Here is a 14199-nt window from a genome sequence, read left to right as displayed (position 1 = left end):
TAATACCCCTGTAGATAATTACACTTAAATGAAATATTTAATCTGTTTTGTGCTGATTACCGCCAATTGTTTTGTGAGTTTTTCTCAAAAAACCATAACATTTGGCAAAGGCTATATAGACGGCGTAACCGTAAATGCAAGCTCAAACGCTTCTAGTGGCTTACAAACGCTCAAAAGCACAGGTTTTTTGCCAAACCCTAAATCCTCCTCTAGGTTTTTATCCCAAGCTACTTTTGGACCCAGTTATCCCGAAATCGCAAGTTTACAAATTACGGGCATAGAGCCTTGGCTTAATACGCAGCTGAGTTTGCCCAATAGTTTTAATATAACAAACTATGTAGGAAACATACATAAATACATGGTTGACTCGCTAAATGCCAAAGGCGTGGGCGGCCCGTATACGATCGATAATCTTTTTATTAATGATTATACATTTGACATTGCTTGGTTTCAAGGTGCTATGACCTCGCCTGACAAACTCCGCTGGCGAGTAGGAATGGCACTGAGCCAAATCTTTGTGACCTCTAGGCTTTCGGCTTTTGACAACAACCCGTATGCACTGGCCAGTTATTATGATTTGTTAAACAAAAACGCTTTTGGAAATTACCGAAGTTTGATAGATAGTATCACCTATCACCCCACAATGGGGGTTTATCTGACTTTTATGAACAATCACGCTACAGACACTTTGGGCACAAATCGAGTTTTTCCAGATGAAAACTATGCACGGGAAGTGATGCAACTTTTCTCAATTGGCTTATATGAACTTAACGACGACGGCACTGAGAAAAAAGACTCTCAAGGAAACTCAATTCCTACTTACAACAACGACGACATTGCTAATTTGGCAAAGGTTTTTACTGGGCTCTCCTGGTCTGAAAGTAAATATTTGGGTCAAAGGGCCACAAACGATAGAAGCTATACCAAACGAATGAAGTTTTTTGGATTAGACTCTACCGAGGCCATTACCAAACCCTGGAAAACTAACCCAAGAATAGTAAATGGACACGAGCCTGGGGCCAAGTATTTTCTAAAGTCAAGTGTTCCCTCAAGACCTGTGGCTCAAGGCGAATTAGACATCAAAGATGCATTGGATATTATTTTTAATCACCCAAATGTGCCTCCTTTCATTTCGAAAAAACTAATTCAACATTTGGTGACATCTAACCCAAGCCCTGATTTTGTGAAACGAATATCGGAGGTTTTTAAAAATAATGGATCAAATGTGAGAGGCGACTTAAAGGCTACCATTAGGGCCATATTGCTTGACCCCGAAGCCCGAGCGTGCTGTGCCACCAAAGACCAAGACACGTTTGGACATTTGCGAGAGCCTTTTTTGAGATATATGAATTTGGTAAAAGGTATGGAGCTAACTGCAACCACGGGGGTATACCGAAACGTAATGGAAGACCTTTACGACAAACTAGAACAAAGGCCGCTTAGCTCGCCATCTGTGTTTAACTTTTATCAATCCTCCTACGTGCCCGATGGCCCGCTTAGCGAAAAGGGGAAAGTTGGCCCTGAATTTCAAATGTTAAACTCTCTTTCACTGGCAAACTACATGAATGCCTTACACAGATGGATTGTCGACAATTCTCCAATTCAGTATTATAGCCTTTTCTCGGGAGAAACATATAAAAGTGCCCTTGACCCTGAATTTAACTACGTGAAAGATTACCAACTCGCCAAAGACGAAAGACTGGGTGAGTTTTTGGACAAATACAACTTGGTATTGGCTCAAGGACGGATATCGAAACACAACATTCAAACCATAAAAAACACCTTGCTTTCTTTACCCATAACCGTAGACGCAAGCGGAAACCCTGACCCAGGCTGGGCAGAACGCAGACTCAAAATGGGTCTTTATTTAATTATGATTTCACCAGAATATATGATAACCAAATAAGCCACTATGAAACGAAGAGATTTCTTAAAACATGCTGGCTGTGGTGCCATGGGCTCTGCAACCCTATTGAGCTCACTTACGAGTTTGGCTTCGGTAAATGGCCTTGTAAAACCCGAAGGTAACTCCGCAGATGGAGAAGACTACAAGGCTTTGGTTTGTATACTTTTTGCGGGAGGGCTCGACTCTTTTAATATGCTAGTCCCTACGGGAACGGGCGGTGCTGACAATGGCTTTGCCGAATACAAAGCTTTACGAACAGACTTGGCATTTGCTAATGCGGGAGTTCCTTTGGCACTAAACAATCCCCAATGTACGGGATTCAGAGGCCATAGTTGTAACTATTCTTCTTTTGGGATTCACCCGGGTATGACGGGAATGCAACAACTCTTTAACACTGGCAAAATGGCTATGATAGCCAATGTAGGTACACTGGTAGAGCCAATTGCAAATTATACAGAGTATAAAAACAATGTAAAAAAAGTGCCGCTGGGTGTATACTCGCATTCTGACCAAATTATGCAATGGCAAACCTCAGTGCCGCAAAGCAGAAGTGCATTGGGTGTGGGGGGAAGAATAGCAGACCTAATGAAAGGTAATAATACCAATAGCGAGATTTCGATGAATATCTCTTTGGCGGGTAAAAATATATTTCAGCGTGGTGCAGACATAGCAGAATACTCCATAAGTGACAATGTAGACCCTAACAATGTAGGCCTAAAGTCTTTTCCTACGTACTATAGCAATACAGGTTTTATGAACCAAGCTAGGGTGCAGACAATCGACAGTTTAGTATCACAGGTGTACACTAATCTACTAGAAAAGACTTTTGCCACCACTGCAAAAAAATCACTGGCTTCGTTTGATACTTTTCAGGGAGCCTTAAAGCGAGTTCCTAACCTGAGTACGGCATTTCCTACTACTTCGCTTGCAAGCGAACTTCAGGCAATATCTAAAGTAATCAGCGTCAGACAACACCTAGGAGCCAAAAGACAAATATTTTTTGTAACCTATGGCGGTTGGGATATGCACGATGGCTTAGTTAGTGGCTTAGGTTCAAAACTGCCCGTGGTAAGCGAAGCCATGAAAGCTTTTTATACAGCCACAGAAGAATTGGGTATAGCAGATAAAGTAACCACTTTTACTATTTCTGACTTTGCACGTACAATGACCTCAAACGGCATGGGGTCAGACCACGCTTGGGGCGGAAATAATATGGTGATGGGCGGAGCTGTAAATGGCGGTAAAATTTTTGGGGCATATCCTAAAATGAGTGTTGATGCTAATAACCCGATGAATGTTTCTTTTCGAGGAAATTTCATTCCGGCAGTTTCGACCGACGAAATGTACGCCGAACTCGCACTATGGTATGGCGTTAGCCCGGCAGATTTATGTTATGTATTACCAAATTTGGGTAATTTCTATTCGTATTCTGCCAATAATTATCCATTAGGCTTAATGAAATTAAACTCGTCGGCCATCTCTACTATTAATCACCCTTACGGCTGCTTGACTTACTAACATGAAAAAACTAATTCTAATTATAGTATTTATAACTTCTTTTGGTTCTGCTTTTTCTCAAAGCTGTATAGGCACAGCAGGAAAAGTAAAATGGTCATATTGGGATAATTTTAAGTCCAAACCAGATACCAGTGCTCTTTTTGCTCTTGAAAACTACCCTGACCTGCCTTCGGGCTCTCAGGATTTATTTAGTTTGGCTACACCTGTAAATTTCACAAACTATTACGGGGCTTTGATTAGAGGATATATAAAAGTGCCACAAACGGCCACTTATGTTTTTAATGTCACGGGCGACGACCAAGTTTTGTTTTATTTGAGCAGTAACGAAAATCCAAACAACAAGAGACTTAGAGCAGAAGTACCGCAATACACAGATATTGATGATCATACCAAATACCCTAGCCAAACTTCTATTACGATACAGTTAGTGGCCAACCAATACTATTATTTTGAGTTAATAAACCTAGAAGGAAGTGGTGGAGATGATGCTACTCTTTTTTGGAAAAAAAATACAGAAACGACCTGGACAATCGTAAACTTCGATTATATATATGGCTACAACTGTGGCGTCACTTGCCCACCAAGAGGACAGGCATGTAATGACGGAAACCCTTTGACTGTAAATGATGTACAAGATGGATTTTGCAACTGCGTGGGCGAAACTCCAAGTATAAACGCTTGTGTAGGTGTGCGAGGTAAAGTAGAGGCTTATTATTATGACAACATTCCGGGTTCATATATAGAAAATGACCTAACCAACGCCCCGAATTTTCCGCTAGTGCCAGACAGGCGAGAACTACTCAAAGGTGCTTATGGCCCGTTGGAGCCCTCATCGAGAGATAACTATGGAACCTTGGTGCAAGGATACCTCACGGTGCCCGTAACTGGAAACTACGAATTTAACATAACAGGTGATAACCAAACGTATTTTTTTCTTAGTAAAAACGATGAAATAATTTATAAACAAAATCACCAATTAGTAGTAATAAACGGAACTTCAGAATACGATCACAAACTATCTATCTTGCAGTCTTCTTCGCCTATATATTTAGAAAAAGGAAAATACTATTACTACGAATTTAGACACAAAGAAAACACGTGGAGAGACCACTTTAACTTATTTTGGAAAACACCATTTTATACGCATAAAGACTGGAAACTAGTGCCCTCTCACTATATGTTTGACTACAAATGTGAGGTTTCGTGTATCGCATTAAATACGCCATGCAACGACAACAATCCATTTACAAACAACGATAAAATAAACGCCAACTGTGACTGTGTAGGAACTCCATGTTCGGGACCTGACTGTAACGACACCGCAGCAAAATATCAACCCTACGACGATTGCAAGCCAACGGATAATTTTTTACCACTAGAAGAAGCTACTTGGGTTTCATGCTCGCCTACACCAAACCCAAACACCGCCAGAACAGGCAATTCACATTGGATAAAATACAGTTTTTCGGATGTATATAAATTTGGAGCAAGTAGAGTTTGGAATTATAACGTGACCGGACAAACAAACAAAGGATTTAACCAAGTGGCGGTAGACTACTCCATGGATGGCGTAACTTGGCTATCACTAGGTGGGAACTACACTTGGCCAAAAGCTCCCGCTTTGGCAGACTACGCAGGTTTTGTGGGGCCAAATTTCAATGACTTAAAAGCCAAATATATCTTAATTACTTCGCTTTCAAACCATGGCGATGCCAGCTGCTCAGGGTTTAGTAAAATAACTTTTGATGCCAAAATATGCAACCCCAAGGGCACGCCTTGTGACGACGGCGACCCGCTTACCAGTTACGACAAGTTTGACGACAACTGCAACTGCCGAGGCGTGGATATTCATTGTGGCACTGACACCCTAAAACTAGAAAGAGTTAGCTTGGCAACAGAGACCTTTAAAGCCAAAAAACGAATAGAAACTACAAGCACCATACCCAATACCCAAAATATTAGTTTTACGGCAGGAAACAGCATCGTGTTACTTCCTGGTTTTGAGGTGAAAACTTCGGGTGTTTTTGAGGCGAAAATCGCAGATTGCATTCAGCAACAGTTTATGGCGATTGAAAACGAAGCGAATGCCAGGAAGGCGGCTTCGAGTAGCCAGACCGAGAGTATGATTGAAGATGTGCCTACCGATAATTTAAAGCGAATAATATTTAGGCTAAATAAACCCGGAGATGTAAGTTTAAAGCTTAATGACGAAAAAGGACAAACCTTGGCTACATTGATAGATTTGAAATACCAAGAAAACCTCGGTACTCAAATCAAAAACTTACCTGTTAATCGCCTTAAAAAAGGGAAATACTATATTGTTTTAAAAATAGATCAAAACGAAGTTTCAGAGAGCTTTGTGATTAAATAATCAAAAATACTGAGAAATCACTTCTTGAATTTTTGAAATAGGCACAAGCATTGGTTTCTGTGTAATGGTAACTGCTATTTTGGTTTGGCTGCCTGTATTTGGCACTATCTTATATGTGCCCTTTACGGCACCAATAAGTGTTTTTAAACTAAAATTGCCCGCTTCATGGTTTCCCTCAAAAATCCCACCTTTGGTTTGAATAGCCTTGTTGGCATTTACCACAAACTCATTAGCAGAACCCGGAAAATCAATATTAAATGATGATGCCATTGTGTTTTTTAATTTAAAATTTTAAGCCAAAACCAGTTCATTTCCTCTCAAAACCGGCACAATATCGTAAAGGTCTTTTTGTAAACAATAATTGATGTCTTTGTGAATTCCTAAACCTTGGAGTCTTCTGATATGCGATGAATTTGATAGATACGCTCCCATGTTGCTTTTGGCTTCGTTATATACCCTCATGGCCATGATAGCCGAATCTTCAGAAACAAAATATTCGTCTTTAAGTGCCTCCACTACCGCTCCAGCAAACAAGGTATCTTCGAGGTTTGGGCGGCCTTTCCAGCCTGCACAAAGCACAAGAACATCATAAGGCTGATTTTGTAAATAACTTATTATAGCACCTAAGTTTAAAAATGCTCCCACCACCACTTTTACTGCGTCAGGCTTGGCTTTCGATATGGACAAGGTACCGTTTGTAGTGGTCATCGCTATTTTAGAACCAACCAATCGCTCATCCATGTAACTGAAAGGCGAATTATCCAAATCAAAACCTTCTACTTTTTGAGCATCGCGTTCTGCTGCTGCCACGTAGCCCATGTCTTGTAGTTTTTTGCACTCTTCTACACTTGCAACCGGAATAATACTACTTACGCCATAAGCAAAACCAGTAACCATACACGAAGTAGCCCTAAAAATATCCGTAACTACGACAATGGAGTTATTTAGTTTATGTAAATGCAAAAGATCAGGAGACAAACAGACATCGATGTTTTTCATATATTGGTATTTTTGGAAGGCAAATATCGTAAAATACTGAAGTTTTAACAACAGACTTATCAAATACTCGCAATCAAAATATTCCTTAACGATAGATAATACTTAACAACTCTGCCACACAAGCGGGTTTCGACTTGCCTTCTATCTCTATTTTGGCTTCCACGAGCATTTTTAGTCCATTGTTTGGCATGTCAGAAACGGACTTTAAAACACCCGTCATCCTGAGTTTACTTCCTGATAAAACCGGATTTAAAAACCTCACTTTGTCAGAACCCATATTAATGCCCATTTTGGTATTTTTAACTTCATAAAGTTCTTCTAAAAACTTTGGAGTAAGCGAAAGCGTCAAAAGCCCATGAGCGATGGTTTGCCCAAAAATAGAGTCTTTCGCTTTTTCAGTATCAACATGAATCCATTGCTCATCAAGCGTAGCAGCGGCAAATTCATTAATCATTTTTTGATCTACGGTGAGCCATTCAGTATGCCCAAACTCCTGCCCTACGAATGCTTTTATTTGTTCGAAGTTCTCAAAAATCAATTTATTCCCCTCTTTTTTCGGAGGGTCAATTTCAGCTGGAGAACTCGGCTCAAACCTCACTTTAGCCTCATCAGAAGTAACAACTACTGCCTTACCTATCACTTTTCGATCGGCCATGGCTTGCAATGCCTCCACGGTTTCAGCCAACTCATACACTTTGTGAATATGCGGGCTAAGTTTTCCGTTTAAAAACCACTCACTTAGCTGCATCACATTTTGGAAGTTTTTTTTCGGCTCTAAAGCCGCAAACTGCCCCCAAAAAACACCCGTAATAGCACAACCTTTGAGCAAAGCCAAGTTTAAAGGGATTTTAGGAATCTCTCCTGCCGCAAAACCCACCACCAAATATCTGCCTTTCCAAGCCATAGATCTCACACAAGGCTCAGCATATTTATCGCCAATGGGGTCATAGACCACATCTACGCCTTTACCATTGGTTATTTCTTTTAAGTCGCCTTTTAAGTTGTCATATTTTATCAAAAAATCGGCACCTTTTTCTTTACATACCGCTAGTTTTTCGTCTGTTGAAGCCGCCGCAATAACTGTAGCACCCATCAGTTTTCCAAGCTCTACAGCTGCTAACCCAACGCCCCCACCTGCTCCGAGCACCAGGAGTGTTTCGCCTGCTTGTAAATTGGCCCTGTCTTTAAGTGCATAATATGAAGTACCAAAATTATACATCAAGGAGGCCGCTGTGATGTAATCCATTTTATCGGGAATCGGGAAAACTCGGCTGCTATTTACTGCCAACTCTTCTGCAAAGCCGCCCCAACCACATAAAGCCAATACACGGTCGTTTGGTTTTACATTGGTTACTTCTGCTCCAACCTCCAAAACCACCCCTGACACTTCGCTTCCCGGCGAAAATGGCAATTCTGGTTTAAATTGATATAGGTTTTGAATAATGAGCACATCCGGAAAGTTTACGCTACACGCCATCACTTTGATTTTAACATCGTGAGGTCCGATAGCGGGCGAATCTATTTCTTTGAACTTTAGGGTGTTAGGCAAACCGTGATTTTCACAAACTATTGCTTTCATATTTAAGATTGTTGATTAAGAATTACAATTTAAAACCATTCAGAGAAATTCTGTTTTTTTTGCCACATTTATCTGTCTTTTTTTCTTTTTATAAACAATAAGAAAGGTTTTTTATGTTTTTAATGAGGTTTTTACGTTTTTTTGTGAAAATATCTTAAATGAACCTTTTCAAAATTACCCTTCTTTTTTTTCCTCTTTCTATTGGCTTAAGTTTTACCCAAACTTTTGCCCAAAACAGTACATACAGCATTGGTGACGAAGTGGAGAGTTTTTTGTTAAAAGATATAAATGACAAGTCATTTGTATTAAATTCTAGCAGTGCTCAAAAAGGCGTAATCGTGATTTTTATTAGTAATTATTGTCCGTTTGCTAAATCGTATGAAGACCGAATAGTGAGCATTGGCCGAACATATGAGCCGAAGGGCTTTAAAGTGGTACTAATAAACCCAAACAACCCAGCAGACTATGAAGAAGAATCGAATGAGAAAATCAGGGCTACGATATTTGAAAAAGGATTAAGCTTTACGTATTTACTAGACCCAAAGCAAACAATCACAAAACGTTTCGGTGCAGTTAGAACCCCACAGGTTTTTGTACTCGAAAAATCAAATAACAAGCTAAAATTGGCGTATTCGGGTTTGATAGACGATAGCCCAACCGACCCGGCAGGTGTAAGTAGAAACTACCTCGAAGATGCCCTCAAAAATATTTTAAACAACAATATGGTGCCTACCCCAACAACAAAAGTTATTGGCTGTGCCATCAGATGGAAATAATATGTCAGTAAAACTCCCCCTTGTATTAAATAAAAATAAAGCCGATTCTCTTTTGGCATTTCAGCGACTACTAGACATCATGGATGACCTGCGAGAAAAATGCCCGTGGGATCAAAAACAAACCCTTGATAGCCTAAGACACCTCACCATAGAGGAAACTTACGAGCTTTCGGATGCGATTCTGGAGAAAAACCCAAACGAGATAAAAAAAGAACTGGGCGACCTAATGCTTCATTTGGTGTTCTATGCTAAAATAGGCTCTGAAACTGGAGATTTTGATATAACAGAAGTGCTAAATGGCATTTGCGAAAAATTAATTTCCAGACACCCGCATATTTATGGTGATGTGAAAGTAGCTGACGCCGAAGAAGTGAAAAAAAACTGGGAGCAGCTAAAGCTCAAAGAAGGAAACAAGTCGGTTTTGGGCGGTGTGCCCAAATCGCTACCGGCCTTGGTTAAAGCTATGCGAATACAAGAGAAAGCTCGCGGCGTAGGTTTTGACTGGGAAGAAAAAAGTCAGGTTTGGGCTAAAGTAGAAGAAGAAATGCAGGAGTTTAAAGAACATTTTAATACTGAAACTCAAGAAACTATTGACATAGAAAAGGCGGAAGACGAATTTGGCGACTTAATGTTTTCGCTTATCAACTATGCCCGTTTTATAGACATTAACCCCGAAACGGCTTTGGAGCGAACCAACAAAAAATTTATTTCTAGATTTCAGTATTTAGAATCAAAAGCTGAGGAAATGGGCAAAAAGTTGTCAGAAATGACACTTGCCGAAATGGACGTCTTTTGGGAAGAAGCCAAAAAGAAATAACAAGTAAAAACCCTAAGTTCAGTCTTAGGGCTTTTACAGTTTTTATAACACTATATTAAATTTCAAATAACTTAGAAAGCGGAATATCTACTTTGATAGGCCCTACTACTGTAAGCTTAAACTTGGCCATCAAAGCCCCTGCTTTTGCACAAACTTCCATCGGTTGTTTTTCGAGATAAGCCGCCAAAAAACCCGACCAAAAAGAATCGCCCGCTCCAGTAGCATCTACAACGTTTACCGCTTGCGGCTGATCATATATTTGATTTGCACCTCTATCGTAAGAAACTACGCTCCCTTTCTCGCCCATGGTGTAACAAATCACTTCTGCTCCCCACTCATGGAAGTCGGCAAATACGCGTTCGCGGTCCACTTCTTCACCATAAAACCTATTGGCATCGTCTTCGCTCAGCTTTATCAAGGCTCCATAAGACAAAAACTCTTTGATGACCGCATGTGCCACATACCTTTCGGGCCAAACTCTAACAGCATAATTTAAGTCTGCACTCAAAATACACCCCAAGGCTCGTGCTCGCTTGGCGGCATCTAAAACCGCCGATTGGGCAGGTTGCTTACTTAATGGCCAGCAGGTAGTGTGAAATATAGAGCAGTTTTCTAATAGAGTATCCGAAATGTGGAATTTCTCTATCATTTTATCTGCAGTACGATACGGTATAAAATCGGGCGTACCTGTGGTGCGAGACACCAACACTATGCTGGTAGGCTCAGTGGAGTGCACAATAACATTTGAGGTATCCACTCCTGCTTCGTTTACTTTTTGTACCAAATATTCGCCAAGGCCGTCATTCCCTACACAGCTTACAATAGCGGTTTTGTAACCCAAACGTGACATATTGGATGCTAAATTGGCGGGGCTTCCGCCTTGAAATCTTTCAAATTTGGAGGTAGAGAATATATTTTCAGTGATTTCGGTTCCTATAAAATCACCCAATAACTCCCCTACCGCTAGCAGAGCGTATTCTTTTTTTATCATAGTATTAGTATCTTAGAAACAAAAGTGCAAAATTTTCTTTAAAACTGAATTTCGAACTTTGTATTTTTGTTTACTTTCTTAGAAATATATCCATTTTATAATGTCAGAAAATTTATTTGTACCGAAAACCTCAGACCGAAACGAGATTTATGAAGCTGTAATCCCTCAGATTAAAGCCTTGGTTTCGTCTGAGACAAATTTGATTGCCAACTTGGCCAATATTTCGGCGGCATTAAGACAAGCTTTTGATTTTTATTGGGTTGGTTTTTATATTAATGACGGCTCTGAACTTATACTAGGGCCATTTCAAGGGCCGATCGCTTGTACACGCATAAAATACACCCGAGGTGTTTGCGGACATTGTTTTACTACCCAAGAAACCGTGATAGTACCCAATGTAGACGAATTTCCTGGCCATATAGCTTGTAGCTCTGCTTCTAAATCTGAAATAGTGCTACCTGTTTTTGATTCAAATAATCATTTAATCGCAGTTTTAGATATTGATTCAGACCAACTCAATGATTTTTCGGAGGTAGATAAGCTTTGGTTAGAAAAGTTACTTTTAGACTTCAAGTCTCAACTTTAAGCAAAAATATTTTAGCTTTTTCTTAAAAAATATTCTCAAATATTAAATAAAAAAAGCTCGTTAACATTTTCGTTAACACTGACTATTAGTACGTTACGATTTTTATTGAAATCTTATCCATAAACCAACAAACCTCTGCAACCATAACTGCATCTAAGTAGTAAATCTCGTTAAAAAGAAATTTATTCACTAAAAACAATACAGTTATGAAAAAGCTAATCGCAATCGCATTATTAATTACCACAGGGTTATTTCAGTCGTGCACATACACCGAAACCCCGCAACCAATCACCAATGAACTGTTGGCAGAGGTGTTTGAGGTTAAAGCTGACTTTACCAAGGCAAACGAATTTAGAAACTTTTATACGCTTAAACCCGCCATATTTGATTCTGATGTTTTGTTGGTGTATGAGTTCTCGGGAGTAGACAAAAGCGGAGCCGACATTTGGAAGCCACTGCCGCAAATTTATACCTTTAATCAAGGTATCATGCAGTACAATTTTGACTTCACGAAGTTCGATTTTAGTATTTTTATGGATGCCAATTTTGACCAATTAACACTTAACAACTCGTGGAGACTAAATAAGACATTTAGAATTGTTATAGTTCCGGGCAAATTTGCAAACAAGGTTGACAAAAACAACTTAGAAAACGTAATGAACGTACTTAATCTAACCGAGGGCTCGGTAAAATCTCTTTAAACTTTCGGATAGCCATATAATAAAAAAGGTCTTTCAACAGTGTTGAGAGACCTTTTATTGTTAATAAAAATACTTCTTTATTTACGCAAAAGGTCTAATTCACCTTTCACAAAGTCCATAAGTTCGGCAATGTAAGCTTTCGAAAAATCAAACTTTATACCTGCTGTTTCATATATTTCGCCAATGGTTTTGGTGTAACCCAGTTTTAAAGCCGCCAAGTAATTTTTAAGGCCAGTTTCTGGGTCTTTTTTATAGTTTCTCCAAACACTTATAGCCCCTAACTGTGCCATGCCGTATTCGATGTAATAAAATGGCACTTCAAAAATATGAAGTTGTCTTTGCCAGCTGTATCCTTTGTATTTTTCCAGTCCGTCGTAATCCACTACGTTATCAGAGAATTCTCCCGAAATTTTTACCCAAGCAGCCTTTCTTTCTTCTATTGTGTGTGTTGGATTTTCATATATCCAATGTTGAAACTTATCTACAGTGGCAATCCATGGCAAGGTAGATAACACATCTTCGAGGTGCTCTATTTTGGCTCTTTTCAGTTCGTTTTCATCCGAAAAATAAACATCCCAATGCTCCATAGAAATAAGCTCCATACTCATTGAAGCCAATTCGGCAACTTCCATTGTTGGGTTTCTGAAAGCATTTATGGGTAGGTTACGAACCTCAAATGAATGTATAGCGTGCCCACCTTCGTGTACCATGGTTACCAAGTCTCTCAGGCTATCGGTGGCATTCATAAATATAAATGGCACTCCAATTTCTTCAAGGGGATAATTGTATCCACCCGGAGCTTTTCCTTTTCTTGATTCAAGGTCAAAATGCCCCATAGCACGCATAGTTTTTACATATTCGGCTAGTTCTGGGCTTATTTTTTCAAAACAAATTTCGGTTTTATCCAACAGGTCATTGGCGTCTTTGAATGGCTTTAGACCTGGTCTTTGGGCTACGTCAACTTTTAAATCCCAGGGTCTCAGTTGCTCATAGCCTAATGATTTTTTTCGCTCCGAAACCATAATATCTACCAAAGGTACAACGGTTTCGGCTACTGCGTCATGAAAAGCAAAACAGTCAGCTGGCGTGTAGTCAAACCTCCCCATAGCCGCAAACATGTAGTCTCTGAAGTTGGCAAAATCAGCATTTAAAGCTTCTTGGTGTCTTAAATCTCTGAGTGCGTTAAAAATCTCATCAAGTTTGTCTTTGTCTTGTAGGCGTCTGTCCGAAATTTTTGTCCATGCTTCTTCTCGTTTTTCACGATTTATTCCTTGCAAATACGTGGCCGCTTTGGGCATGGTTATTTCTTCGCCGTCCATTTCTATGGTCATGCTACCGGTTACACTTTGGTATTCGGTTTGCTTGATTTGAATCTGCGTATCTAAAGCGATGTTTTCTTCTCTAAAAATTTCCACATATTTTTTGATACTTCTGAGCATAATGTCATAGCCCGAAGCGGTCAAAGGAAACTTCTCAGCTAACTGTAGGGTCTTTTTGTTAAGGTTATCCATATACACCGCTGTGTTTGGCTGAATTTCCTGAACAAAGAACTGATACGCCTTTTGGTTTTCTTCATTGGCGGTATCGCAGGTCATTTTTATATACCTCCACGCCATATTTTCAGACAAATAAGACTCAAGTTCGCTTCTGTCTTTAAGCCAAATCTCGAAATTTTCTGGTGTATCTACGGTTCTAAAAATCAGATTGTCATAGAATGGCTTTAGGTTTTCCCAAGCATCTAACACAAACTCTTCTCCCAAAAACTTTCGGGGTTTCCTTTTTAATATTCTATTACTCATCTTGCTATTTTATTTCTACTGCAATTTAATATGATTCTTTTTTCAAACTGTGTGGCGAGGTGAAAAATATAGACTCAGACTCTTATTTTTCGATGAAATAATAACAACCCGAATAAAAAAAGAGGGTAGGTATATTTTCATAAACCTACCCTCACT

At 39.6% G+C, this 14199-nt stretch carries 12 protein-coding genes; 7 read left to right on the top strand and 5 right to left on the bottom strand.

Features of this window, described 5'->3' with window-relative positions; translation table 11 throughout:
• The first annotated feature begins 28 nt into the window (after window positions 1–28).
• From ACFOOI_RS15635 to ACFOOI_RS15625, 3 genes are read left to right on the top strand one after another with little or no spacing between them, the layout of a single operon-like run.
• Window positions 29–1906: a DUF1800 domain-containing protein gene (locus tag ACFOOI_RS15635; RefSeq protein WP_379838955.1), complete on the top strand. Its 1878-nt coding sequence runs from the start codon at window positions 29–31 to the stop codon at window positions 1904–1906.
• A gap of 6 nt (window positions 1907–1912) precedes the next feature.
• Window positions 1913–3424 (top strand): DUF1501 domain-containing protein, encoded by a 1512-nt coding sequence (locus ACFOOI_RS15630; RefSeq protein ID WP_379838954.1) that lies wholly within the window; start codon window positions 1913–1915, stop codon window positions 3422–3424.
• A 1-nt stretch (window position 3425) separates the two neighbouring features.
• Window positions 3426–5795 (top strand): PA14 domain-containing protein, encoded by a 2370-nt coding sequence (locus tag ACFOOI_RS15625; protein WP_379838953.1) that lies wholly within the window; start codon window positions 3426–3428, stop codon window positions 5793–5795.
• Here ACFOOI_RS15625 and ACFOOI_RS15620 read toward each other — a convergent pair whose 3' ends face one another.
• The 3 genes from ACFOOI_RS15620 to ACFOOI_RS15610 form a co-directional block, all read right to left on the bottom strand.
• The gene (locus tag ACFOOI_RS15620; RefSeq protein WP_379838952.1) at window positions 5796–6065 is read right to left on the bottom strand and encodes a hypothetical protein; all 270 of its coding nucleotides are present in this window, start codon (window positions 6063–6065) and stop codon (window positions 5796–5798) included.
• A gap of 21 nt (window positions 6066–6086) precedes the next feature.
• Window positions 6087–6794 (bottom strand): 2-phosphosulfolactate phosphatase, encoded by a 708-nt coding sequence (locus ACFOOI_RS15615; protein WP_379838951.1) that lies wholly within the window; start codon window positions 6792–6794, stop codon window positions 6087–6089.
• A gap of 85 nt (window positions 6795–6879) precedes the next feature.
• Entirely contained in the window at window positions 6880–8373 is a 1494-nt protein-coding gene (locus ACFOOI_RS15610) for a zinc-binding dehydrogenase (RefSeq protein WP_379838950.1), read from the bottom strand.
• 158 nt (window positions 8374–8531) lie between these two features.
• Here ACFOOI_RS15610 and ACFOOI_RS15605 point away from each other — a divergent pair, with 158 nt between their 5' ends.
• Together ACFOOI_RS15605 and mazG are read left to right on the top strand one after the other, a co-directional pair.
• Complete coding sequence (locus ACFOOI_RS15605; protein ID WP_379838949.1) at window positions 8532–9149, top strand: thioredoxin family protein; 618 nt, start codon at window positions 8532–8534, stop codon at window positions 9147–9149.
• Between the two features lies 1 nt (window position 9150).
• Window positions 9151–9966: a nucleoside triphosphate pyrophosphohydrolase gene (gene mazG, locus ACFOOI_RS15600; protein WP_379838948.1), complete on the top strand. Its 816-nt coding sequence runs from the start codon at window positions 9151–9153 to the stop codon at window positions 9964–9966.
• 55 nt (window positions 9967–10021) lie between these two features.
• On the opposite strand, the gene ACFOOI_RS15595 is transcribed toward mazG, so the two are convergent.
• Complete coding sequence (locus ACFOOI_RS15595) at window positions 10022–10957, bottom strand: carbohydrate kinase family protein (protein ID WP_379838947.1); 936 nt, start codon at window positions 10955–10957, stop codon at window positions 10022–10024.
• A gap of 100 nt (window positions 10958–11057) precedes the next feature.
• On the opposite strand from ACFOOI_RS15595, the gene ACFOOI_RS15590 reads away from it, so the two are divergent.
• Window positions 11058–11543 (top strand): GAF domain-containing protein, encoded by a 486-nt coding sequence (locus ACFOOI_RS15590; protein WP_379838945.1) that lies wholly within the window; start codon window positions 11058–11060, stop codon window positions 11541–11543.
• A gap of 206 nt (window positions 11544–11749) precedes the next feature.
• On the top strand, window positions 11750–12244 hold the full coding sequence (locus tag ACFOOI_RS15585; RefSeq protein WP_379838944.1) for a hypothetical protein: 495 nt from the start codon (window positions 11750–11752) through the stop codon (window positions 12242–12244).
• A gap of 77 nt (window positions 12245–12321) precedes the next feature.
• On the opposite strand, the gene ACFOOI_RS15580 is transcribed toward ACFOOI_RS15585, so the two are convergent.
• Window positions 12322–14043, bottom strand: coding sequence for a M3 family oligoendopeptidase (locus ACFOOI_RS15580; protein WP_379838943.1), 1722 nt, complete (start codon window positions 14041–14043; stop codon window positions 12322–12324).
• Window positions 14044–14199 lie beyond the last annotated feature (156 nt).

The sequence above is a fragment of the Lacihabitans lacunae genome (assembly GCF_042649125.1).
Lineage (GTDB): Bacteria > Bacteroidota > Bacteroidia > Cytophagales > Spirosomataceae > Leadbetterella > Leadbetterella lacunae.
This window is presented reverse-complemented; position numbering and strand designations above follow the sequence as displayed.